Below are 23160 nucleotides of genomic sequence, written 5' to 3'. Positions count from 1 at the left end.
TAACAATGTTCACGGTAAATCATCAAACCAACAGGATTAGTCCTGTTAGGGCAAAGAAGTTCAGTGAACTTGGCTTTTCTGAGCGAAAACACCTTCAGGAATGGTTGGCGCATGAGCCTTCTGCACTGGGTGAAGAGTTATTAATTATTCAAAAGGAGTTCGATGGCTTTGATGATACCCGCGAACGCTTAGATTTACTTGCGCTAGATAAAGATGGCAACTTGGTCATCATTGAAAATAAACTGGATGACAGCGGTCGTGATGTGGTCTGGCAGGCACTTAAATATGCCTCTTATTGCGCCAGTTTGACCAAGGCGCAAATAGTTGAAATCTACCAGCAGTACTTGGACCGCTATCAACCTGTAACACGAGAAGTTGACCCGTTAAATGTCCCGCAAATTGCTGAACTTAATGCCAGTCAAAGAATTTGCGAATTTCTGGATGCGCCAGATCTGGATGAGGTCAAGCTCAATCTAGGTAACAGCCAGCGTATTATGTTAGTTGCGGCAAACTTTCGCAAAGAAGTGACCAGTACTGCACTTTGGCTATTGGGACAAGGTATTAGTATTGCATGCTTTAAAATTACCCCTTATTCGTTGAGCGAGCAGCTACTCATCAATATTGACCAGATCATCCCCACGCCCGAAGCGAAGGAGCTGATGATCGGTATTAATGCCAAAGAAGCGGAAGAAAAAACGACCGAAGTGGTACTGAAAAACCGCCATACGGTGCGTCGCGAATACTGGGAGCGAGCCTTAGAGGCGTTTCAGAAAAGTCCGTGCCAGCTCTACAACAACATTAGCCCAAGTAAAGATCATTGGCTATCAGCAGGTTCTGGACTGAGTGGTTGTCCGTATAACCTGATTTTTCTGCAAAAAGAGCTTCGAGTTGAGCTTTGGATTAGCCGTGGAATTACCGAAGAGAATAAATATCTCTTTGATTCATTGCTTGGGTCCAAACAGGGCATTGAACAAGTATTTGGTGCGGAGCTTGAATGGATGAGATTGGATGAAAAGAAATCTTGTCGTATTCAGTTTTCAACCAAAGCCGATGGCTTCAACAAAGATACGTGGCCCAATGCGGTTGCGTGGCACTTAGAGCAGATGACTAAGTTAGAAAAAGCTTTAAAAGGGCCGCTGCAAAAAGCGGCTGAAGCGCTAAAAAACAAACCGGCAGAGGTATCCTGATTCCCGTAAGCTGAATTTTAGTATTTCAACTCGCTTGTTTCATCGGGTGCTAAAAGACCTAAATACATTGTCTGCACATATAAGTATTAAATCTTTGAATCTAATTAGCCAGCAACACTAGATTGAACCTTCACACTATCGTGTCGGAGGTTCACTATGTTCAAAAACCTATTTTTTCAAACAAAAGCACTACCAGAGCTGTCATCTCAACTGGATGCAGAAATCCCACGCTACCCACCATTCCTGAAGGGGTTGCCAGCTGCGTCACCCGAGGATTTGCAGTCCACACAAGACGAGCTAATTGCCAAGCTGCGCCAGGTACTTGGCTTTAATCAGCGTGATTTTCAACGGTTGATTCAGCCCTGTATTGACCATCTGGCTGCTTATGTTCATTTGTTGCCAGCGTCTGAGCATCATCATCACAGTGGCGCTGGTGGTTTATTACGTCACTCGTTGGAAGTTGCTTTCTGGGCGGCACAAGCATCTGAAGGGATCATCTTTGTTGCCAGTGGCACACCGGTTGAGAAAAAAGAGCTGGAACCAAGATGGCGTGTTGCAGCTGCTCTTGGCGGTTTGTTCCATGATATTGGTAAGCCTGTTTCAGACTTATCCATCACAGACGAAGATGGACGCTATCAGTGGAACCCTTTTTTAGAAACACTATCCCAGTGGACCACTAATAACAGCATTGAACGCTATTTCATTCGCTGGCGCGACGGACGGTGCAAGCGGCACGAGCAATTCTCAATTCTGGTTTTAAACCGGGTGATGACACCTGAGTTGCTCGCTTGGTTAACCCAGCCGGGCCCTGAGATTTTGCAAGCCATGCTGGAAGCAATTGGCAATACCGATCCAGAGCATGTCCTGTCCAAATTGGTCATTGAAGCTGACCAAACCAGTGTCCAGCGAGACCTGAAATCTCAACGAGTTTCCGTTGACGACAATGCCCTTGGTGTCCCAGTTGAACGCTATCTACTTGATGCCATGAGGCGATTACTTGCCAGTTCACAATGGCTGGTCAATCAGCGAGACGCCAGAGTCTGGTTACGAAAATCGAATCAATCAACCCATCTTTACCTGGTTTGGAAAAGCGCGGCTAAAGACATCATTGAGCTGTTAGTCAAAGACAAGATACCTGGCATCCCAAGAGATCCCGATACCCTTGCGGACATCCTCATTGAGCGAGGATTGGCCATTAAATCCGCCTCAAATGAGCGATATGAAAGCCTAGCCCCTGAAGTGCTGATCAAAGACGGCAAGCCAATCTGGTTACCCATGCTGCATATATCTGAGGCCGATTTATTGTTCAGCTCGAATGTACCAATTGGTGTGACACTGTTTAGTAAACCTGAGTGGGAAGCAACACAGCAAACACAAGCAGAGCCTCAGAGTCGCTCCAGTGAGCAGCCAGGCTTGTCTGAAGCGTCATCATCAATCGAACTCAGTAATTCGGCTGAGTCGCCATCGACAAACTCGTCCGAACAAGATGATGAACGTCGTCTTGTTAGTGATGTTAATCACCTTCAGGCAACTGAAAACGTTCCAGGTGATGAATGTGAAAAGCCTAACAACTCATATGATGGCGCTATCTCAAATAACGTAAACCAGCACGATGCAGAAGCATTGAATCTGCCTGAATCTTTGGCATGGCTCCCAGAGGCCAGTAGTGCGTTGGTTATGGTTGATGAACAGATACTGATCCGCTATCCCGATGCCGTAAGACCTTGGTGTGCCCCCCGAAAACTGCTTGCTGAACTCAGTCGATTAGATTGGCTTGAATTAGATCCCGCAAACCCGACACGTAAGGCCAGAACTGTGACTACGAATGATGGCGTTCAGGAGCAAGGGTTACTGCTGAAAGTATCGATTTCTAAAGGGCTTACTGCACTGATAGACCTCTCCAATCAAGACGCAGAATCAGTGACAGCAATTCAGAACGAAGAGGCTTCACAGCGTCCGAGTCGAACTGAGACAGCCAATGCCCAAGCAAAAGAGCCCGCCACAAGAGCGGAGCGTAAGCAAAAGCCGATTGCGCCCAATGCGAATTCAAGTACAGACCCAAAACACGCGCAGCGGCAACAGATGGTTAATTTTGTGAAAGATTTGCCCATCTTACTGACCGATGGCGATTACCCAGACGTGGATCATAGTGCCGATGGTATTCGCGTCACGATTCAAACCTTACGCCAAGTCGCCAATGCGCACGGCATTCCAGCCGGACAGCTGCTTCGGGGGATCTCGGCCAGTGACCAATGCCAGTTTGATGAGGGGGAAACGGTTCTGTTTACCGCTCACGCTAAACGTTAATCCATTTGAAATTAAGTGGATTGCAAACGGTTATTTTGCGGAGCATGAATGAAAGAAAACGCATATGAGATGCCCTGGCGCACGAACTATGAAGCCATGGCAGCAGCAGGTTGGCTGGTTGGGGCAACTGGGGCAATTGCCGCAGAAATGCTGACAGAGTTACCACCTGAGCCATTTTGGTGGATGACAGGGATTTCCTCGGGCATGGCGTTGTATCGCCTGCCTGAGGCTTATCGCCTTTATAAGTTGCAGATGGGGCTAAAAGGCAAACCATTGGCATTTATGGCGCTGTCGCATTTACAAAAAGTGATGGCAAAACATCCTGATGAATTGTGGTTAGGGTATGGCTTTGAGTGGGACCAACGTCATGCTCAACGCGCTTATGAAATCTTAAAGCGGGATAAGAAAACCTTGCTTAACCAAGGTCACGGCAAACAAATGGGTTCGACCTGGATTCATGGTGTTGAGCCCAAAGAAGAAGATGTTTACCAGCCAGTTGGTCACACTGAGGGGCACACCTTAATTGTCGGCACCACCGGTGCGGGAAAAACACGATGCTTTGATGCGATGATCACTCAGGCCATTTTGCGCAATGAAGCCGTGATTATTATTGACCCCAAGGGAGACAAAGAACTTAAGGATAATGCACAGCGAGCCTGTATTGCCGCCGGTAGTCCTGAACGCTTTGTGTATTTTCATCCAGGTTTTCCAGAGCATTCAGTACGACTTAATCCCCTGAGGAATTTTAACCGGGGCACTGAAATTGCCAGCCGAATTGCGGCATTAATCCCATCTGAAACCGGTGCTGATCCATTTAAAGCATTTGGCCAAATGGCACTGAATAACATAGTGCAAGGTTTGTTGCTTACTTCACAGCGTCCTGATCTGAAAACGCTGAGACGATTCTTGGAAGGCGGTCCAGAAGGCTTGGTAGTAAAAGCCGTCACAGCCTGGGGTGAGCAGGTGTATCCGAACTTTAGTGTGGAGATCAAGCGCTTTACCGAAAAAGCCAACACCTTAGCTAAACAAGCTATGGCGATGCTGCTTTTTTACTACGAACGCATTCAGCCCGTTGCCGCCAATACCGATTTGGAAGGCCTTTTGAGTATGTTTGAGCATGACAGAACCCACTATTCCAAGATGGTGGCCTCACTGATGCCGGTGCTCAATATGCTCACATCAAGTGAACTAGGCCCATTGCTATCACCGATTGCAAATGATGTAGATGACAGCCGGTTAATTACGGATTCTGGCCGTATTATCAACAATGCCCAAGTGGCCTATATCGGCTTGGATTCATTGACCGACGCCATGGTTGGCAGCGCCATTGGTTCGTTGCTTTTATCCGATCTCACCGCCGTGGCCGGTGACCGCTATAACTATGGTGTTGAAAATCGTCCCGTAAATATCTTCATCGATGAGGCGGCTGAAGTCGTCAACGATCCCTTCATTCAACTGCTCAACAAAGGCCGTGGCGCAAAAATGCGTTGTGTAATTGCTACACAAACCTTTGCTGACTTTGCAGCTCGAACAGGCAGTGAAGCTAAGGCTCGCCAGGTGTTAGGTAACATTAACAACTTGATAGCCCTTCGGGTGATGGATGCCGAAACGCAGCAGTACATTACCGACAATCTGCCTAAGACTCGGTTGCAGTACATCATGCAAACTCAAGGTATGTCGTCCAACTCGGACAGCCCCGCGTTGTTTACCGGCAATCATGGCGAACGCTTGATGGAGGAAGAAGGCGATATGTTTCCACCGCAGTTATTAGGCCAGCTTCCCAACCTGGAGTACATCGCCAAGCTTTCAGGTGGCCGCGTGATTAAGGGTCGCCTTCCTATTTTAACCAGCTCTACACAGGCAGCATAAGGAGTCTGTATGCATCATTCTGTCTGTCTGAAAATGACAACACTTACCAGTAAAGAAATGCTCGCTCAGTGGCAGCAACATAACCCTCAGTTCAAGGAAGCTTTAAGACTGCTTGAAACAGACTGGCCTCATGCTTTGGCTTCAGTACACTGTTTAGCGGACTATTTAACGGATGCGCTCACGTTAGATGGCCATTCCATCTTTGATTTGTGCTTTTGTAATGGTTTGGGCAGTTATGAAGAAGTCAGTTGTGATGATGACAGTGTACGCCTTTGGCATTTCATTGAGGCACTGACCTGGACTGCCGCCAGTGCTTTAACGGGGATTCGGCTGCGTGACCCTGATCATTTCGAGTGGGCTGCCGTAGATGGTGTGTATTTCTACTCCTGGATTCGTAATCGTCCAAATCGGATGGCGTATTTGGCTGAAGGACGCATCGATGTGCGTTATGTCAGTGGTCATACGACGACAAAGCGGCTTCAACAAGTGATTAAAGCCCGGATTATGACGCCAACCGTTGCAGCCATGCTGGCGCGAGTTGAAGAGGATGTTTGGCATGAGCAAGCATAAGTCGGTTTGGCTACTGTGTCTGGCACTGATGCTAGAGATTATTGCCATTGGCGTGTTAGTGCCCGGTGATTGGACTGGCCGGGTCATCAGTAAAGAGAAGCAGATGATCCAAAACCAATTGGGCTCACAAACAAGCCATTGGATTGGTCAAACTAGCCATCGCTGGTATCAGTCATGGATTGTGGATACGCAGGTGGAGCAATCTGTGCGTGATTTTCTAATCCCCACTGAAGAGCAGCGACTGCGCTCTAAAGGGATGGAGAACATGGGAGGCTTTTGGTTTGTCTGGGTAGAAGACCGTATTCAGGCATTTTTTGATGTGTTGTACCAAGTGTTCACTCGATTTGCTTTGCTGATGGTCTGGTTGCCCTTTGCGCTTATTCTCATGTTACCGGCGCTGTGGGACGGCTTGATGACTTGGAAGATTAAGAAGACAACCTTTGATTTTTCGAGCCCAATCATTCACCGCTACAGCATGATTATCCTGGGCTCAGGTGTCATTTTGCTGTTTATGGGATTGTTCGCCCCGCTGGCTATTCCACCGGTGGTACTACCGTCGATGATCATCGGCTTGGCATTGATGGCAGGGTTGGCGTTAAGTCACTTGCAGAAGAAGATATGAGGCCAGTTGGGCCTCATCTTGTAGAGCTAAAACCTTACGCCTACGGTATTGCCGTTCTCGTTGCGTATTTTTCCCAACCGTGAACACCAGTTTTTCTCTAGCGTGAACACCTAATTTTCTTAACTGTGAACACTGATTTTTGCCTAAGCGTGAACACTTTTTCCGCATGACAAAATTTAGTGTTCACGGTAAGCAAAAATCCCCACCCCTTCTTGCAGGTCAGTTTTTAACCATTAACCTGCGCTCCTTTGTTTAACCCTCAGGAGCCGTTATGAAAACGAAGAAGATCTCTATGCAGAAAATCAAAGAAATTCTGCGCCTCAAATACGGCGCCGACCTCTCATCCAGGCAAATATCCCGTAGCCTGAATATATCAACGGGGGCTATCTCAAAGTACCTCAATCGAGCCGATGCGGCTGGCATTGGTTGGCCTTTGCCAGAGAGCATGACAGAGCAACAAGTTTTAGCCATCCTGCAGCCGTCACGAAAACCAAGAAAGGACACGGTCACCGTGTTTGCGGAACCCGATTTCAATGCAATTCACGATGAGTTGGGGACCAAGGGAATGACACGACAATTGCTGTGGGAAGAGTACACACAAGACCACCCCAGTAATCACTATAGCTATTCTCGCTTCACCGTTCTGTTCAAACGTTGGCAGGGCTCACGCCAGCTATCGATGAGACAAACACACCTAGCTGGCGAGAAGATGTTTGTCGATTATTGCGGGCCGACCATGGATGTCATTAACCCTCAAACGGGCGAGGTACGTACTGCCCAGATTTTTGTCTCCGTCCTGGGCGCCAGCTCTTATACATTCGTTGAGGCGACATGGTCACAAAGCTTGCCTGACTGGATTGGTTCCCATGTTCGAGCATTTAACTTTTTTGGTGGTGTTCCGGAGGTGGTTGTGCCAGATAACCTGAAAAGTGCCGTTAGCAAAGCCTGCCGCTATGATCCTGACCTAAACCCTACCTATCAGCAACTTGCAGAGCACTACAATGTTGCCGTCATCCCAGCTCGCCCCTACAAACCAAAGGACAAATCTAAAGCAGAGGTCGCGGTTCAAGTGGTTGAGCGGTGGATCATGATGCGCCTGAGAAAGCAGCCATTTTTTACTCTCGCGTCACTTAATCAAGCCATTCGTTTTTTGCTGGCAGACCTCAACAACCGCCCGTTTAAAAAACGTCCGGGATCTCGCCAATCTCAATTTGAAAGTATTGATAAGCCTGCGTTAAGACCGTTACCACCATCCCCCTATGAGTACCTTGAGGTTAAAAAGGCCAGAGTTCATCTTGATTACCATGTGGAATACGACGGTCACTTCTACTCCGTACCATATCAACTGGTAAAACAAAACGTGATGATTCATGCAAGCCGAACCACCTTGACCATTAATCATCAGGGAAAGCAGGTGGCCCACCACCCGCGAGCCTTTAAACACGGCCACACGACTGACACCACGCATATGGCGAAGGCGCATTTGAAGCATCAAGAGTGGTCGCCTCAGCGGTTTGTGTTATGGGCAACCCGAATTGGCGAATACACGACATTGGTGGTTGAGCATCAACTTGCTGGTCGCCGTCACCCCGAACACGGTTATCGCGCTTGCCTGGGTTTACTTAACCTGACAAAGAAGTATGGCCAGGAAAGGCTCGAAGCCGCCTGTCGTCGCGCACATTATATTAACGCTATTACGTACAAAAACATTGCCTCAATTCTCAGCAAAGGTTTAGACAACCTGCCCATGGAAGATGGCGATGCAGACAAGCAGATTTCCCTTCCCCTCAGTCACGATAATGTTCGCGGTGCCAAGTACTATCACTAATTACGCAAAGGAAAAACGAATGATTAATAACTCAAGTTTCGGGGTTCAAAAACAGCAAAAAATACAGCTTAAGTTACTGAATAATATAAATAAAAATAGCCTTTTCGTGGTATAATGTTAGTTAACTAGACAAAACAAAACACCCACCCAAGGCTATGTATGAATTCTGACACAACCTCTTCTGTTTTGCCATCGCTCACCGCTGAGTATTTAAGCCGCCACGATGTTCAAGTGGATAATCTGTTTAGCAAAGCATGGCAGCGCATCGGTTTTAATCGACTGCTGAAACAAGCGCGGTTTTCAAAGCGTTCAGGATCACCCGTCAGTGATGTAGTGTACCTTTTACTGCTTTGGGTCTGGCTTAACGATGTTTTCAAAGGAGTCGTTACAAAGCTTCTCGATCACTAAGAAGGATGCCCTTTATGATCTTCTTAATCGGGAAGATCTGGATTGGCGCAAGTTGCACCTTCAAACAGCGAAGACCGTCATCAGTTTGACTGACCACAGCGCCATACGCGCCTATGTTGTTGATGATTCTGTTAAAACACGGCGCGGTAAAACCATGCCAGGCATCTCTAGCCACTTTGATCACCTCAATGGTCGTTGTGTGATGGGGCAGCAAATCCTGACCCTAGGGCTGGCGACTGAAAAGCAATTTATCCCTTTAGATAGCGAACTCTATATCAGTCGAGTTAAATCACAACCTCTGACCAAAGCCTTTGCCGATGGTCGCAGTATCGCCGCAAAACGTTATCGTGATGCGCAGTCAATGACTAAACCGGAGATGGTCCATGGCATGATTAAGCGAGCCGATCGGTCCGGCATTCATGCACAGTATTTTTTAGCCGATTCATGGTTTGCCAGTAAGTCCATGCTGGCCTTTATGGAAGCGCAATCGTTAGTCTCCATTGTCCGTATGAAGAAAAATAAAATGAGTTACCGCGTGGCCGGTAGTGACAAGGTTCTCTCAACAGCGGCTGAGCTTTACCAACACCACATCAAAGGCCAATGGCAGAAGATTAAGGGTAGACCATACCAGTCTAAGGCGATCACCGTTGAGTTGAATCTAGCAAAAAGCATCAAAGAGCCTGATCACTGGATCAAGGTCAAGCTGTTGTTTGTTCGTGGTGTCAACGAAGAAAAACAGCGCGCTGGAAAGCATGATTGGGCCTTGTTTTTATCCACCGACACTCACCTCAGTGATGAGAGAATACTCGAAATCTATGCGTTGCGCTGGGGCATCGAAGTGTACTTTAAGGAAGCGAAACAAAAGCTTGGGTTCCTCAAAGAGCAAAGTACACATTACAGTGCTTATATCGCGTCCATCCATTTAACGGCGCTGCGATTCTGCTTGCTGCTACTGACTCAACACGAGGAAGGTGCCGCTAGACTGAGTGATAGTCGTAACGACATGATCAACAGTCTGTGCACCTTAGATTTTGCTAGCCGACTCTGGGTTATCTTTAGAGCACTGATATCGGGAGCGCTTGATGAGCTCAGCAAGCTATACGGAGTCTGCGCCGCACAAGAGATCATGAACCAAATAGACAAAACGGTTCAGGAGTTCTTTATGCAAGTCATGCAAATGGATACCTTCACGCTGAGGCTAGAAGCCAAATCTATTGGTGATGAGTGCTGATTTTAGGCTAAACTGAACTCCGAAACTTGAGTTAATAAAACACGCACTCAGCTAAACAGTTTGCGATTAACCGGTATGGCTGAGGCTCTGTCTCAGCAGTGTGATCAACCCAATACCTATGAGGAGCTGAGCTTTCTCGAACGACTCGCACTCTTGGTTAATCATGAAATCACAACCCGAGATAACCGTAAAATTGCACGCCTGTTACAACAAGCCAAACTCCGAATCAATGCCCAACCATCAGACATTGATTACCAAACCAAGCGTGGTTTAAACAAAAGCACCGTCGCACAGCTATTGCAGTTTGACTGGGTTAAGCAGCATCGAAATATTCTGATTGAAGGGCCAACAGGCACAGGCAAAACATTCCTGGCCTGCGCCATGGGGCAAACTGCTTGTGAACAAGGAATCTCCGTGCGCTACTACCGGGCCAGCAGACTACTTGAAATGCTCACGATCGCACACGGTGACGGTAGCTTTGGTAAAGTGCTTTTACAGTTGCGGAAAACTGAAATCCTGATCATAGATGACTGGGGATTGGACGCCCTAAAGCGGCAGCAAAGAATGGACTTAATGGAAGTGATTGAAGACCGGCACGGAATCGGATCGACAATCATTACTAGCCAACTTCCAACCAATCATTGGCATGAAACTATTGGCGATCCAACACTTGCTGACGCCATCTTAGATAGGCTTTTACACAACGCCTATAAAATTAGTTTGAAAGGAGAATCCATGCGTAAAAAACAAGCGAATCTTGACCAACTGTGAACACTTAAGGTAAAAGTGCCGCATCTGCAAGAATAAGGGGTGGAAGTGTTCACGCTAAGCAAAAATCAGCGTTCATAGTTATAAAAATACGCACTCGTCTTCAGCAGGCAAATGGTAAGTATCAATAAGGTGGCCTTGAAGCCAAATATATTGAGGCATCCAAAACGAGTACTGTCGTATAAGAGCCAATACTTCTTTTAACGGTTTGTTTGCATGAGGCTCGGCAATACGAAAGTACATGAATGAGCAATAATCTCGAAAATACTCATGAAGCTCTGAATCCGATAGCGTTTCTTTTAGCGGCCTGTTTTGTTCGTCGTCCTCATCAGGGGAATTGGCATAAATTTCAAATAGCTGCTTTTCAGTGAGCATCTCCAAGAAGTGGTCTTCAATTAAAACCCCATCACTGGTATCGACGTCCATACCATCTTTGACATCAAAAGCCATGACACATCCAGAAGATAACGCCACTTCTGATGGTTTCAGTAAGTCATTAGCTAGCACAACTTGATGCCAATGATTAAAACCAGCAGATACTGCAACTTCATCGAGTGCTTGAGTGTGTGGAATGGATTTTTCACGTTTAAGCTTTCGTGCTTTTTGCTTTAAACGTTCAACCGAGGCAGAGGAAATGATTTTAGTAATTTGCATTGAGTTTCTCCTATTAGCGAATACGGTGCCCACTGCCGAGGTCGCAGAAAAAACCTAAGCAAAAAATAAATTTGATATGCATGTCGTCCCGTCCGGGTTTGCTAAAGTGGGCAGCTGGTCTCGACACGACCAATAACCCCATCATATCAACCGCATCAAAAAGATCAATTGTTAGTATTGTCTGAGTAGAACCCTCAAAACCTTCAAGAATTCGGCATCTAGCTGACCACTGAACCTACCAATCCCAAGGCATCCTTCACTTCTCAATTCAAACAACGAGGAGTGACTATGGAACCTGTGAATATTCCATCCTATATCGATGACCCGCCGCACTTCCTGCTTTGGAGTGCCGATGAGATGGCTCCCATTCTGTTGGGGCTAGTGATCGGCATTTTTACCGGTAATGCCTTGGTTTTATGCCTGTTGGGGTTGGTGACAACCAAGCTCTATCGGCGTTTTCGTGATGGTCGCCCAGATGGTTTTATTCTTCACGCCATCTACTGGGCCGGGCTGTTGCCAACCAAAGCCAAGACGATCCCTAACCCATTTATCAGGAGCTATCTGCCGTGAAGTTCGACGTGTTTTTAAAATCATGGCAAGGCACGCAATTAGAGAACCGATGGCAACGGTTCCTGATTGCGGTGCTGGTGCTATCTAACTTGCTGCTTGCGGTTGCGGCATTTTCTCGCAATACCGTGGTAGCTATTCAACCGCCAACCTTGTCTGAAACGGCTGAAGTGTCACGAAACCAAGCCACTCAACCTTACCTGGAGTCCTGGGGGCTCTACCTGGCTGAGCTTATGGGCAACGTGACGCCGGGTAATGTGTCCTTTATCCGGGTTGCTATAGAACCACTGCTTTCTCCAGCGGTGTACCAGCAAGTGGTCGATGCACTGGAAATTCAGGCAAGGCAAATCCGAGAAGACCGAGTCACGCTCAAATTCCAACCCAGACAAGTGGAGTATGAGTATGAAACCGGCCATGTCTTTGTGACCGGTTATTCCTTGGTTTCTGGGCCATCTGGAGATGAACAGCGCCAAACTCGCACCTATGAGTTTGACATCGATATTGAGCAATACCGTCCAAAGCTCAGTTGGATGGATACGTATGAGGGGCAAGCTAGAACGAAGCGCGTTCGTGAAAAGTTGACCCAAGAGCAAAACCGGAGGGTGAATGATGCGAACCAAAATTAGTCGATGGATGACACCAAGCTTAATCGCAATGAGCTTGAGTGGCGTCCTGTTATCTCAAGCGTCGTATGCAGACGTGGAATTGCCGATTGTGCCAGCCAGTGTGATGAAGCAGCCTGCTACAGCAAATCCACCTATTCAAAGCAATAAGGTAGCAACGGATGTGCCAACAACGTTACAGATGACACCGGGGGTTAATGAACTGATCCCTGTAGCACTTGGTCATCTGAATCGGATTGTGACGCCGTTTGAATCGCCTCAGGTGAGAACAACCAGTGATGCTCAGACGCAAATCAAGGGGAATGTTGTATATGTGGCCACGGACAAAGAATCACCGGTTTCACTTTACATCACTCCGCCTGGTCAGGAAGCGCCCGCATTATCAGTCACCTTAGTACCCCGTCGTATTCCACCGCGTGAAATCACCTTAGCTATTGATGGTCAGCAGTGGCCTATTAAGGGCGTCGTGAACCGAAAAGCCGCCACTTGGGAAACGGCTCAGCCATACGTCGATAGCCTACGTGATTTACTCAGACGACTTGCACTAAATGAACTACCACAAGGCTATGACATCCGTTTGGCTGGCCAAACTGACACAAGCCCGAAATGTTTTCAGCCGGGCTTAAAGTTTGGTTTTAAGCAGGGGCAAATTGTGACGGGACATTACTTCACTGTCTATGTAGGACTAGTTGAAAGCTTTGCCGATGAGCCGATAGAAGCCAGTGAAATAGCCTGTAATACACCAGATATAGTGGCAAGCGCCTACTGGCCTCGCAATATCTTGTTGCCGGGTGAAAAGACTGAGTTGTATGTGGTTGTTCGCAATCATCGTGAAGAAGCGGTGGAAAGTCTGCGACCTTCGCTTCTTGTGGGGGGGTGAATAACGATGAAAGCACAATGGGAACAAATGAGCCCGAACATGAAGCGGGGTCTATCGGTTGCTGGTATTGCTGGTGGTCTCATCCTTATGGTGATGGTGTTTTCACCTAATCCTGACGATGGCTCAAGCAGTCGGAACCGGCAGGAAACGATCCGGCACATTCTTACGGATACCAATACTCGTGATGTTGGGGTCGATAGTTTGGCTGCGAACGTAAAACTACTCAGTGAGCGCAATGAACAGTTACGTCGTGAAGTTGAGCGCTTGCGTCGTGACGTTGATTCAGGACGGCTAAGCCCAGGTTCGCCTTCTATACCAAGTGAGGTCAATGCGGAGTTGGCTCGCCTTCGAGCGGAACTTGATGATGTTCGCGCTGGAGGTGATGCAGCAGTTGAAGGCACAAATAGCCGCTTTGAAGTGCCTTTATCTGCCATGGAATTGCCTAAAGAAGAAAAGCCTCTGCCGTCTAACCCAGACGACTATTTTGCCAATGCGCCGCTGCCTGATCCGCTCTATCAGCAGCCAGCCAATGGCCAAGGTACACGAGCACGAGATGTTCCATTGCCGCCAATCACGATTCGTATGATTGAGCCTGAAGTGGTTGCTGAACCAGAGGTTGTTGTGCAAGAAGCGCCGCCTTTGTATCTACCGGCGGGCAGCATCATCTCAGGTACTTTGATCACAGGTTTGGATGCTCCTACTCACGAGTCCGCAAGACGCGAGCCTTTTCCTGCATTGCTGAGGATTCAAAAGGAAGCCATTTTACCCAACCGATTTAGAGCGGATATCAAAGAGTGTTTCTTGATCGCCGCAGGTTACGGTGATTTGAGCTCTGAGCGTGCTTATTTGCGAGGCGAGACCATTTCATGTGTGAGAGAAGATGGTGGCGTCATTGAAACACGACTGGATTCTTATGCCGTGGGTGAAGACGGCAAAGCCGGTATTCGTGGCCGATTAGTGTCGAAACAAGGCCAGCTGGTGGCCAAATCGATGATGGCCGGATTCCTTCAGGGCTTGGCAGGCGCATTTGATGTGAATCCTGTTCCGACTATTCAGACGGGTAATGCCGGTGATACTCAGCTGTACCAGCAAGTCATGAGCCAAGAAGCATTACAAGGTGCTGCGATTAAAGGCACTGGTAAAGCATTGGATCGAGTGGCCAAGTTCTATTTGGACATGGCTGAAAATATGTTCCCAGTCATAGAGGTAGACGCTGCAAGGAAAATTGAAGTCATAGTCACTCGTGGTGCCTCGTTGTCGTTGGCCACTTCGCAAGGGGGAGGTGCAAGAAGATGAAAAAATCCTGCATGTTGCTAACCGATCGAAGTCCGTTTCAGACAATAAGATGTGTATCCAGAGGAGAGTTAACCATGACGACATCAATGCAGAACAACTCAAAGCACCAGCCAAAACAGTGGTCTAAAGCTGGATTACTTTTATTGGCAGTCGGCTCAACCTTATTGTCTGGCTGTAGTTCATTGAGTCTTGGGAGTAGTGAATATGGATGCCCAGGTATGCCTGACGGTGTGCGCTGTTTATCCGCTCGTGAAGTCTATGAGCTTACCAGTAATGGCGCTGCACCCAAGACGATTGATGCTGTGGCGACTCGAATTGGTTCTCCCTCTGGGTATTCACAATCTGATTTAGAGACAGGACTGCTGAGCCATCCAGCATTACCTGAGACGCAGCAATCTGCACCTATTCGCATTCCTTCAAGGGTAATGCGGATTTGGATTGCGCCTTGGGAGGATGACCGTGGGGATCTGAATTTATCCAGCTACGTGTTTACCGAAATTGAACCGCGCCGGTGGGATATTGGGGTGTCAGCACCTCGAACGGTTTCGCCAGTGCTACGTCCACTTCAGACTCAAAGCGATTCAGCCTCAGCGGGAGCTGATGGTAAGCGCGATAACTTGAGTATCTACGGAGAAACTAACGAATGACAAATGCAGTTCGCACCATTCAAACTCAGCGCCTAATGACTATTGGTGCGCTTGGTTTAATGGCGTTAATGATTTCGGAGCCCTCATTTGCGGGCACCGGTGGTGATGCTTTCACCGATGTGTGGGATACCCTAAAAGACTGGACCCAAGGTACTTTGGGACGGATCGTAGCGGGAGCCATGGTTCTGGTGGGTATTGTGGGCGGTATCGCTCGCCAAAGCTTGATGGCTTTTGCTTTGGGCATTGGTGGCGGTATGGGTCTCTACAACACACCAACAGTCGTTGAAAGTGTTATGTCTGCAACCTTACCTGTTGTTGCCAGCACTCAAGAAGTCATTGGCACAACAGTTCCAGCAATCAGCGCCGTTTTACTGGGCACCTGAATGTGAACCACAGTAGGCAGTTCACTTAAGGTAATCAAACTAGGTCTACACAACATCGGGTTATTGGTGATGTTGTGTAGACCTTTTCATTTCAACAACGCCGCATTAGCGGGCTTGGTTTACAGTATTTGGTATATTAATACCTAAAGTGTTAAAATCACTGTCACAATAAACTATATGGTTTATACTGTTCGTGATATTCATACTTTGGGTGTTAAAATGTCATCTAAGATAAACTGGCTTGTTGCTCATACTTCTCCTGGTGCGCTAGTACTTCAGCAATGGCTGACTGAAAACGGTGTGAGCTATTCCTTGGCTCAAAAGTACGCGCAGAACGGTTGGCTAAAGAAGCTATGTTCTGGCGTGTATTATCGTCCAGATGCGCAGGGCGATATAAAGCCAACTTGGGTTGATGCCATTCAAGCATTAGATGTGCAATTGGGCGTTTCAGTTCATTTGGCTGGATTGAGCAGCTTAACTCACCAAGGACTGAGTCACTATTTACAGCTGAACAAAGAGCAAGTTTGGATTTGCGTTAAAAATAAGTCGTCCTTACCAAAATGGTTTCGTGAATTCCCTTATCAGAATTGGTTTTACTGTGGAAATCATAAGCTTGAAGTGAATCCCGAGAAAGATTTGAAAAGGATCACGGTTAAAGAGAAAGAACTCACTGTCAGCTGTGCAGAACTTGCTGCCTATGAAGTGGTAGACGCTATTGGGAAGCTGATTTCATTTGAGCATGTCGCAGAATTATTTCAGGGTTTAGTCAATCTTAGCCCTAGAAAAGTACAAGATATTCTTGAGCGAAGCAGCTCTGTGCAGGCAAACCGAATATTTCTATTTCTGGGTCGATACTACGATCACCAGTGGGTCAATCGCATAGATGAAACAAGAATTAAATTGGGTGCAGGAAAGCGGCAGGTTGTCGAAAAAGGACGTTTTGATGAGCGATATCAAATCACAGTGCCAGAGATATTAAGCGTCAAAAAAGGTGAACAACATAATGGATAAAGATAGCCCATATTACAAACAGGTTTCCTTGCTCATAAGAATGCTTCCTGTGGTAGCAACAGAGACGGTTTTTGCACTTAAAGGTGGCACCGCCATTAATTTATTTGTGAGAGATTTTCCTCGGCTATCTGTAGATATTGATCTTGCTTATCTTCCACTTGAACCAAGAGATGAGGCTTTGATTAATGTCAGGGCTGCATTGCAGCGCATTACAGACAGAATCAATACTCAACCAGATATCAGAGCGGCATTTCAGGATAATAAAGCTGATGAACTGAGAATCGTTGTATCAAGTCCGGTTGCGACGATCAAAATTGAAGTGTCGCCCGTCGCCAGAGGTACATTGCATAGTGCAGAAATAATGCCAGTTCAAGAGTCTGTTGAAGACGAGTTTGGTTATGCTGAGATTCAGGTAGTCAGTCTTCCCGATCTGTATGGTGGGAAATTGTGTGCTGCAATGGATCGCCAACATCCTCGCGACTTATTTGATGTGCGTATGTTACTTGGCAGTGAAGGGATTTCGAGAGAGATTTTGGTGGGTTTTTTAACCTATACATTAAGTCACCCTCGGCCTATTAATGAAGTCATGTCGCCAAACTGGCAGCCTCTGAATGAGAAATTTCAGGCAGAATTTGACGGAATGACTTTTGAAAAAGTTGAATGCGAAGACTTAGCCTCTGTTAGGCCCATGATGTTAATTGAACTGCAAAAACATTTCACAGAAAGAGATCATGCTTTCCTTATGTCATTCAAAAGAGGGCAACCTGACTGGGCATTGTTTGACTATCCTAATGCAGCAGACTTGCCAGCGATTCGTTGGAAATTGCAGAACATTAACAAATTGGCAAAGAATCAAGCAAAACACCAAGAGCAATTAGATAAATTGAAGCAAGTGCTTGATGATTGGCTTGTTAACGCAAACGCCGAGTAATTCGTTTATAACAAACCTCAACGAGCTATAAGCCCCCTAGTTAGATTGCGATTTCTTCAATCTATCTAACCGAGTCCACATAGGACAACTGCATAGACTGGAGCCTCGATTTACATTAACGAGGACTCCTCATGCGAAAACTATCTCCAATCATTCTGGCGCTTGCGCTGTCTCCTTTGGTTCAAGCTGAACCTGTGTCTGAAGTGTCGCCCGTTGGCAAAATTGACGGCATGGTTTCTTTACCTGTCACGGGTATGAAAGCGGTCGAAAGCAATGGCCGTATTGTTTTCATGTCAGACAGTGGCCGGTTCGTCATTGATGGCACGCTCTATGATGCCTGGTCCAAAAAGCCGCTTACCAGCCTTGAAGAAATTCGTGAAGCGGGGAACACGCTGGACTTAGGTCGTCTTGGCCTAAAAATGGATGATTTGAATCCACTGACGCTGGGTGAAGGCAAAAAGAAAGTGGTGGTCTTTGTTGACCCACGATGCCCGCACTGCCATGAGCTTTTGAAACAAGCTTTACCGTTAACCAAAGAATACACCTTCCAAATACTCCCTGTGCCAGTGCTTGGTCCTGATTCAGAGCGTCAGGTTCGCCAGCTTGGCTGTGCGCGTGACAAAAAAGCGGCCACCGATGCATTGCTGAATGGCCGGATTGGTAACCTAGAACAGGATGATGCCTGCAACTTAGAACCAATGCAGCGTACCTTGGTGACGGCTCAAATCCTGGGCATTCAAGGTGTGCCTTTCATCGTCGCCAATGATGGTCGCATCAGCCGAGGCCGTCCTTATGATCTTTCTGCTTGGTTGGAGGGGCGTTAATGAAAGCCTCTCTGTATTCAGGGCAACGCGCTTCAGAGCTCTTGCCAGTATTGGCCTATTCCGACGATGAGCAACTGTTTTTCATGGAAGACCAGAGTGTTGGCTTTGGTTTTCTATGTGACCCATTGCCTGGTGGTGATGAGTCTGTTGCAGACAGGGTTAATGTTCTACTCAACAACGACTGGCCAAAAGACACTTTGCTGCAATTTGGCCTGTACGCCTCGCCTGATATTCAAACCGACCTTCAGCGCATGATGGGCTTACGGCATCGTCAATCCGATCCATTGCTTAGGGCGTCGATACGCAAACGTGCGGATTTCCTCGATGGGGGCACGGTTCAATCGATAGAAGAATCGACCCAGACTCAGGTACGCAACTTTCAACTGATCGTCACCTGCAAATTGCCTTTGGAAAGTCCTATACCGACGGAGCGTGAGTTGAGTCGAGCATCCGCGCTTCGAGCTTCTTTCTCTCAGGCGTTGGCAACGGTTGGTTTTCGCGTCACTGAGATGACTGACCGAAATTGGCTCGCGGCATTAAGTGCGCAACTTAACTGGGGAAAAGATGCTTCTTGGCGTAATCCATCTCCAATCCGCAGTGAGGCAGATAAACCACTTCGAGAGCAAGTGTTGGATTATGACCGAGCTATCAAGGTGGATAGCCAAGGTCTGATGCTGGGTGATTACCGAGTTAAAACCTTATCGTTTAAGCGCTTGCCTGAGCGGATCTGGTTTGGTCATGCCGCAAGTTTTGCGGGCGATATGATGACGGGCAGTCGCGGCTTACGCGGCAGCTTTTTGCTAAATGTCACCATTCACTTTCCTTCAGCCGAGGCGATGCGATCTCGTTTAGAGACGAAGCGTCAATGGGCGGTCAATCAGGCTTATGGCCCGATGCTCAAGTTTGTGCCGGTGCTGGCAGCCAAGAAAAAGGGGTTTGATGTTCTTTTTGAAGCCTTGCAAGAAGGTGATCGTCCTATTCGGGCAAATATGACCTTAACGCTGTTTTCCCCGACGGAAGAGGCGTCCATCAGCTCTGTTTCAAATGCTCGAACTTATTTCAAAGAACTCGGGTTTGAGCTGATGGAAGACAAGTACTTCTGTTTGCCCATTTTCCTGAATGCCTTGCCATTTGGTGCCGACCGCCAGGCGATGAACGACTTGTTTCGATTTAAGACCATGGCGACACGACATGTGATCCCACTGTTGCCTTTGTTTGCAGATTGGAAAGGCACGGGCACGCCAGTGATTAACTTTGTTTCCCGCAATGGCCAGATCATGAGTGTGTCCCTTTATGACTCGGGCAGTAATTACAACTGTTGCATCGCGGCGCAATCGGGATCGGGCAAGTCATTCCTGGTGAACGAAATCATCTCCTCCTACTTATCTGAAGGCGGGCAATGCTGGGTAATTGATGTTGGCCGCTCTTATGAAAAGCTGTGTGAAGTCTATGATGGTGAGTTCTTACAGTTCGGGCGGGACAGTGGCATTTGCTTAAACCCGTTTGAAATCGTTGAGGACTATGACGAAGAAGCGGATGTACTGGTTGGGTTATTGGCCGCAATGGCCGCACCTACGCAGTCATTAACCGATTTTCAGATGGCCAACCTAAAACGTCAGACCCGTGAACTGTGGGAGAAAAAAGGTCGTGCCATGTTGGTTGATGATGTGGCAGAGGCTTTAAAAAATCATGAAGACCGACGTGTGCAGGACGTGGGTGAGCAGCTCTATCCGTTTACGACACAGGGCGAATATGGCCGCTTCTTTAATGGTCACAACAATATTCGCTTCAAAAACCGATTCACCGTTCTGGAGTTAGAAGAGCTCAAGGGGCGTAAGCATCTGCAACAAGTGGTGTTGCTTCAGCTTATCTACCAAATCCAACAGGAGATGTACTTAGGTGAGCGGGATCGTCGCAAGATTGTGTTCATTGACGAAGCCTGGGATCTGCTGACTCAAGGTGATGTCGGTAAGTTTATCGAGACGGGTTACCGTCGATTTCGAAAATATGGCGGCAGTGCTGTAACAGTAACGCAGTCGGTCAACGATTTATACGACAGCCCTACAGGTAAAGCCATCGCTGAAAACTCGGCCAATATGTACCTGCTTGGCCAAAAAGCCGAAACCATCAACGCGCTCAAAAAAGAAGGCCGTTTGCCATTAGGTGAAGGCGGCTACGAATACCTGAAAACGGTTCATACCGTCACGGGTGTCTATTCCGAGATTTTCTTTATTACCGAGATGGGCACCGGGATTGGCCGCCTTATCGTCGATCCGTTTCACAAGCTGTTGTACTCGTCCCGTGCAGAAGATGTAAACGCGATTAAACAGTTAACGCGCAAAGGCCTTTCTGTTGCTGATGCCATCTCTCAGTTGTTGAAGGAGCGAGGCTTTGACTGCTCCCCTCCCTAAAGGAAGGGGATTCTTGTTTCAAGGCGTTATGCCCGAAGTTCATTAGAACAATCGGGACTTACTTACGCTCCACAAGCTAACACCGCTTGCCCAGCGGCTTTGATATTAATAGCGGCATTGGTATCACGGTCTAAGCGCGCTTCACACGCTGGACAAGTCCAATGCCTTATATGTAACGGTAGAGAATCAACTACGTGACCACAGCAATTACAACGCTTACTAGACGGATACCACTTGTCAATCTGGACAAGTGTTCTGCCGCGCCATTCTGCTTTGTACTCAAGCTGCCTAACCATTTCGCCCCAATTGGCGTCACCAATGGCCTTAGCAAGTCGCGGATTCTTGACCATGTTTTTAACGCTCAAACTCTCACAGCTAATCACTTGGTTTTCGTTTATCAACGTAGTGGTGAGTTTGTGGGTAAAGTCGCGGCGGCAGTCGGCAATCTTCGCCTGAATGCGAGCAACTTTGATTCTGGCTTTGTGGAAGTTGGCAGTTCCTTTCTTCTTCTTGGAAAGGCGGCGTTGCGCCTGAGCCAATTTCTTCTCGTACTTTGCAGTATGGCGGGGATTGCCAGATTTAAACCCGTCAGCGGTAATCACAAGGTCGGTCAAACCCAAATCAATACCCGTTGTCTTTTTGGTAACAGGCAGTGGTTTAGGCTCGAAGCGGCAAAGCATAGACACGAAGTAGCGGCCTGCACTGTCTTTCGAGATAGTGACGGTAGTTGGTTCGCTAGGAAGTTCACGCGACCAGCGAATATCAAGCGGCTGTTTGGACTTGGCAATGTAGATATTGCCATCTTTGAACTTAAACGCCGACTTCGTGAATTCTGCGCTTTGCTTGCTGCGCTTCTTCTTAAAGGCTGGATACTTCGCCCTTCCTTCAAAGAAGTTCTTAAACGCAGTTTGTTGATGGCGCAAAGATTGTTGGAGCGGTACACACGACACGCTGTTAAGCCATTCAAACTCAGTTTGCTTCTTGAGTTCGGTCAGCTTAGAGCTTGCCGTGTTGTAGTTAACCTTTTTGCTTTCGTTGTAGAAAGCGTCGGTACGCCATTTAAGGATCGCGTTATAAACGAAACGCACACAGCCGAAAGTCTGCGCAAGCAATTGAGCCTGTTCAGTCGTTGGGTAAAAGCGTTGTTTAATAGCGATCTCTTTCATAGTTCACAAGAATACAGTTGTTTTTGTGAAAGTAAATATTAACATTAACCAATCGGGTAGTTTTTGCTCCTTCGGAGCAACCGCTATCCCTCCTCGCCCTAGAAGGACGGGGTTTCTCGCGGGATTTAGATGAATAAGACCACGCTTTGGCCATTTATGGCCTCTATTACTTTGTCTATTGCTGGTAGCGGTTTAATGACCAGCTGGCTTTTAATGAAAACACTCGAACCCATCCACAGCCAGTTGGCGTTAAGTACGCCCATTGCAGTCGTGGATTTTGGGGATGCGGTGTTGTCACTGGGTCCTAATGCCAGCGAACAAGACATCGAATCCAGGTTGCTTCAGACCAATCAGCAAATTGAAAAGTTAAAAGCAGCCGGTTTTATCGTGCTGGATGCCCAAGCGGTGGTTGGCGCTGATGATTCTGTTTTCGTGCCAGTAGGCTCAAAGGAGGTGTCTCATGCAGATACTCCGTAAAAGAATGCCTTGGCGGCCATATCTCATCCGGCTGACCATTCTTGCGTTAATCATGGCCTTGGTAGGCACCTATGCCATGATGCGCTACCGAATAGGTATTGATACCCAGCAAGAGCGCTGCCTTCCTGATACCACGGTATATCTGATTGACTTATGGAATAAAGAGCCCGTTAAGGATGGTCTGTATGCCTTCCACTCAAAAGGACTCGCTCCGTTATATAACGACGGTACTCGGATGCTGAAACGCCTAACAGGGATGCCAGGGGATGAAGTCAAGGTGACGCCTGAGCATGTGCTGGTGAATGGTGCTGAAGTCTCTACCGGCATGGCATTAGCCCAGCGTCTTGGTGTGGCTGAAACAGAATTTAGCCGCTCATTGACGCTGCAAGAAAACGAGTATTGGTTTTCCGGTGAGGCCGCAACGAGTTTCGACTCCCGTTATTGGAATGCCGTTAAGCGCGAGCAGATTGTCGGTCGCGCTTGGCCGCTTTGGTAGGAGG

General features: G+C 47.5%; 22 protein-coding genes and 1 pseudogene. 21 read left to right on the top strand and 2 right to left on the bottom strand.

Features of this window, described 5'->3' with window-relative positions; translation table 11 throughout:
* The first annotated feature begins 5 nt into the window (after positions 1-5).
* The 9 genes and pseudogenes from R7E47_RS12355 to istB all read left to right on the top strand — a co-directional run.
* Complete coding sequence (locus tag R7E47_RS12355; protein ID WP_053410666.1) at positions 6-1187, top strand: DUF4268 domain-containing protein; 1182 nt, start codon at positions 6-8, stop codon at positions 1185-1187.
* A 156-nt stretch (positions 1188-1343) separates the two neighbouring features.
* Positions 1344-3494, top strand: coding sequence for a MobH family relaxase (gene mobH / locus R7E47_RS12350; protein WP_053410665.1), 2151 nt, complete (start codon positions 1344-1346; stop codon positions 3492-3494).
* A gap of 48 nt (positions 3495-3542) precedes the next feature.
* Positions 3543-5363, top strand: a complete 1821-nt coding sequence (gene traD / locus R7E47_RS12345; protein WP_053410664.1) for a conjugative transfer system coupling protein TraD — start codon at positions 3543-3545, stop codon at positions 5361-5363.
* Between the two features lie 9 nt (positions 5364-5372).
* Positions 5373-5933, top strand: coding sequence for a hypothetical protein (locus R7E47_RS12340; protein WP_053410663.1), 561 nt, complete (start codon positions 5373-5375; stop codon positions 5931-5933).
* A complete protein-coding gene (locus R7E47_RS12335; protein ID WP_318084320.1) occupies positions 5920-6555 on the top strand; it encodes a DUF4400 domain-containing protein in 636 nt (211 codons plus the stop codon). Before R7E47_RS12340 ends, R7E47_RS12335 begins: the two co-directional genes overlap by 14 nt.
* Positions 6556-6826: 271 nt before the next feature.
* On the top strand, positions 6827-8383 hold the full coding sequence (gene istA, locus R7E47_RS12330) for an IS21 family transposase (RefSeq protein ID WP_000850406.1): 1557 nt from the start codon (positions 6827-6829) through the stop codon (positions 8381-8383).
* A gap of 159 nt (positions 8384-8542) precedes the next feature.
* Positions 8543-8791 (top strand): hypothetical protein, encoded by a 249-nt coding sequence (locus R7E47_RS12325; RefSeq protein ID WP_001083547.1) that lies wholly within the window; start codon positions 8543-8545, stop codon positions 8789-8791.
* The gene (locus R7E47_RS12320) at positions 8751-10022 is read left to right on the top strand and encodes a transposase (protein ID WP_318084319.1); all 1272 of its coding nucleotides are present in this window, start codon (positions 8751-8753) and stop codon (positions 10020-10022) included. Before R7E47_RS12325 ends, R7E47_RS12320 begins: the two co-directional genes overlap by 41 nt.
* Positions 10023-10061: 39 nt before the next feature.
* A pseudogene (istB, locus tag R7E47_RS12315) lies at positions 10062-10793 on the top strand (IS21-like element helper ATPase IstB); the annotation flags it as partial.
* Positions 10794-10871: 78 nt separating this feature from the next.
* Here the strand turns inward: istB and R7E47_RS12310 are convergent.
* The gene (locus R7E47_RS12310; protein WP_001167481.1) at positions 10872-11444 is read right to left on the bottom strand and encodes a hypothetical protein; all 573 of its coding nucleotides are present in this window, start codon (positions 11442-11444) and stop codon (positions 10872-10874) included.
* Positions 11445-11732: 288 nt separating this feature from the next.
* On the opposite strand from R7E47_RS12310, the gene traL reads away from it, so the two are divergent.
* The 10 genes from traL to traC all read left to right on the top strand — a co-directional run bounded on the left by traL (position 11733) and on the right by traC (position 21017).
* A complete protein-coding gene (traL, locus tag R7E47_RS12305) occupies positions 11733-12014 on the top strand; it encodes a type IV conjugative transfer system protein TraL (protein ID WP_000433889.1) in 282 nt (93 codons plus the stop codon).
* Complete coding sequence (locus R7E47_RS12300; RefSeq protein ID WP_000667170.1) at positions 12011-12637, top strand: TraE/TraK family type IV conjugative transfer system protein; 627 nt, start codon at positions 12011-12013, stop codon at positions 12635-12637. The genes traL and R7E47_RS12300 overlap by 4 nt, the downstream gene beginning before the upstream one ends.
* Positions 12621-13514, top strand: a complete 894-nt coding sequence (locus tag R7E47_RS12295) for a type-F conjugative transfer system secretin TraK (protein ID WP_053410672.1) — start codon at positions 12621-12623, stop codon at positions 13512-13514. The genes R7E47_RS12300 and R7E47_RS12295 overlap by 17 nt, the downstream gene beginning before the upstream one ends.
* Positions 13515-13520: 6 nt before the next feature.
* Positions 13521-14810 carry a TraB/VirB10 family protein gene (locus R7E47_RS12290; protein WP_053410659.1) on the top strand — a complete coding sequence of 430 codons (1290 nt, stop codon included), beginning with the start codon at positions 13521-13523 and terminating at the stop codon, positions 14808-14810.
* A gap of 74 nt (positions 14811-14884) precedes the next feature.
* Positions 14885-15457 carry a TraV family lipoprotein gene (locus R7E47_RS12285; protein ID WP_148532759.1) on the top strand — a complete coding sequence of 191 codons (573 nt, stop codon included), beginning with the start codon at positions 14885-14887 and terminating at the stop codon, positions 15455-15457.
* Positions 15454-15840: a TraA family conjugative transfer protein gene (gene traA / locus R7E47_RS12280; protein ID WP_000180225.1), complete on the top strand. Its 387-nt coding sequence runs from the start codon at positions 15454-15456 to the stop codon at positions 15838-15840. The genes R7E47_RS12285 and traA overlap by 4 nt, the downstream gene beginning before the upstream one ends.
* 219 nt (positions 15841-16059) lie before the next feature.
* Positions 16060-16851 (top strand): type IV toxin-antitoxin system AbiEi family antitoxin, encoded by a 792-nt coding sequence (locus tag R7E47_RS12275; protein ID WP_002026815.1) that lies wholly within the window; start codon positions 16060-16062, stop codon positions 16849-16851.
* The gene (locus tag R7E47_RS12270) at positions 16844-17782 is read left to right on the top strand and encodes a nucleotidyl transferase AbiEii/AbiGii toxin family protein (protein ID WP_000356587.1); all 939 of its coding nucleotides are present in this window, start codon (positions 16844-16846) and stop codon (positions 17780-17782) included. Before R7E47_RS12275 ends, R7E47_RS12270 begins: the two co-directional genes overlap by 8 nt.
* Before the next feature lie 131 nt (positions 17783-17913).
* Positions 17914-18606 (top strand): DsbC family protein, encoded by a 693-nt coding sequence (locus tag R7E47_RS12265; protein WP_008305510.1) that lies wholly within the window; start codon positions 17914-17916, stop codon positions 18604-18606.
* Entirely contained in the window at positions 18606-21017 is a 2412-nt protein-coding gene (gene traC / locus R7E47_RS12260; protein WP_008844786.1) for a type IV secretion system protein TraC, read from the top strand. The genes R7E47_RS12265 and traC overlap by 1 nt, the downstream gene beginning before the upstream one ends.
* Before the next feature lie 62 nt (positions 21018-21079).
* On the opposite strand, the gene R7E47_RS12255 is transcribed toward traC, so the two are convergent.
* Positions 21080-22183 carry an RNA-guided endonuclease InsQ/TnpB family protein gene (locus R7E47_RS12255; RefSeq protein ID WP_032479266.1) on the bottom strand — a complete coding sequence of 368 codons (1104 nt, stop codon included), beginning with the start codon at positions 22181-22183 and terminating at the stop codon, positions 21080-21082.
* 129 nt (positions 22184-22312) lie between these two features.
* On the opposite strand from R7E47_RS12255, the gene R7E47_RS12250 reads away from it, so the two are divergent.
* Both R7E47_RS12250 and R7E47_RS12245 read left to right on the top strand, forming a co-directional pair.
* Positions 22313-22660: a hypothetical protein gene (locus R7E47_RS12250; RefSeq protein WP_008305502.1), complete on the top strand. Its 348-nt coding sequence runs from the start codon at positions 22313-22315 to the stop codon at positions 22658-22660.
* On the top strand, positions 22644-23156 hold the full coding sequence (locus tag R7E47_RS12245; protein ID WP_169666767.1) for a S26 family signal peptidase: 513 nt from the start codon (positions 22644-22646) through the stop codon (positions 23154-23156). Before R7E47_RS12250 ends, R7E47_RS12245 begins: the two co-directional genes overlap by 17 nt.
* Positions 23157-23160: the final 4 nt, after the last annotated feature.

Source organism: Vibrio sp. Vb1026, assembly GCF_033338745.1.
GTDB lineage: Bacteria > Pseudomonadota > Gammaproteobacteria > Enterobacterales > Vibrionaceae > Vibrio > Vibrio alginolyticus.
This window is presented reverse-complemented; position numbering and strand designations above follow the sequence as displayed.

Excerpts from the sequence above, each read along its gene's own strand:
- R7E47_RS12355 (WP_053410666.1), top strand. The coding sequence starts at position 6 with ATGTTCACGGTAAATCATCAAACCAACAGGATTAGTCCTGTTAGGGCA.
- mobH (WP_053410665.1), top strand. The coding sequence starts at position 1,344 with ATGTTCAAAAACCTATTTTTTCAAACAAAAGCACTACCAGAGCTGTCA.
- traD (WP_053410664.1), top strand. The coding sequence starts at position 3,543 with ATGAAAGAAAACGCATATGAGATGCCCTGGCGCACGAACTATGAAGCC.
- R7E47_RS12340 (WP_053410663.1), top strand. The coding sequence starts at position 5,373 with ATGCATCATTCTGTCTGTCTGAAAATGACAACACTTACCAGTAAAGAA.
- R7E47_RS12335 (WP_318084320.1), top strand. The coding sequence starts at position 5,920 with ATGAGCAAGCATAAGTCGGTTTGGCTACTGTGTCTGGCACTGATGCTA.
- istA (WP_000850406.1), top strand. The coding sequence starts at position 6,827 with ATGAAAACGAAGAAGATCTCTATGCAGAAAATCAAAGAAATTCTGCGC.
- R7E47_RS12325 (WP_001083547.1), top strand. The coding sequence starts at position 8,543 with ATGAATTCTGACACAACCTCTTCTGTTTTGCCATCGCTCACCGCTGAG.
- R7E47_RS12320 (WP_318084319.1), top strand. The coding sequence starts at position 8,751 with ATGTTTTCAAAGGAGTCGTTACAAAGCTTCTCGATCACTAAGAAGGAT.
- R7E47_RS12310 (WP_001167481.1), bottom strand. The coding sequence starts at position 11,444 with ATGCAAATTACTAAAATCATTTCCTCTGCCTCGGTTGAACGTTTAAAG.
- traL (WP_000433889.1), top strand. The coding sequence starts at position 11,733 with ATGGAACCTGTGAATATTCCATCCTATATCGATGACCCGCCGCACTTC.
- R7E47_RS12295 (WP_053410672.1), top strand. The coding sequence starts at position 12,621 with ATGCGAACCAAAATTAGTCGATGGATGACACCAAGCTTAATCGCAATG.
- R7E47_RS12290 (WP_053410659.1), top strand. The coding sequence starts at position 13,521 with ATGAAAGCACAATGGGAACAAATGAGCCCGAACATGAAGCGGGGTCTA.
- R7E47_RS12285 (WP_148532759.1), top strand. The coding sequence starts at position 14,885 with ATGACGACATCAATGCAGAACAACTCAAAGCACCAGCCAAAACAGTGG.
- traA (WP_000180225.1), top strand. The coding sequence starts at position 15,454 with ATGACAAATGCAGTTCGCACCATTCAAACTCAGCGCCTAATGACTATT.
- R7E47_RS12275 (WP_002026815.1), top strand. The coding sequence starts at position 16,060 with ATGTCATCTAAGATAAACTGGCTTGTTGCTCATACTTCTCCTGGTGCG.
- R7E47_RS12270 (WP_000356587.1), top strand. The coding sequence starts at position 16,844 with ATGGATAAAGATAGCCCATATTACAAACAGGTTTCCTTGCTCATAAGA.
- R7E47_RS12265 (WP_008305510.1), top strand. The coding sequence starts at position 17,914 with ATGCGAAAACTATCTCCAATCATTCTGGCGCTTGCGCTGTCTCCTTTG.
- traC (WP_008844786.1), top strand. The coding sequence starts at position 18,606 with ATGAAAGCCTCTCTGTATTCAGGGCAACGCGCTTCAGAGCTCTTGCCA.
- R7E47_RS12255 (WP_032479266.1), bottom strand. The coding sequence starts at position 22,183 with ATGAAAGAGATCGCTATTAAACAACGCTTTTACCCAACGACTGAACAG.
- R7E47_RS12250 (WP_008305502.1), top strand. The coding sequence starts at position 22,313 with ATGAATAAGACCACGCTTTGGCCATTTATGGCCTCTATTACTTTGTCT.
- R7E47_RS12245 (WP_169666767.1), top strand. The coding sequence starts at position 22,644 with ATGCAGATACTCCGTAAAAGAATGCCTTGGCGGCCATATCTCATCCGG.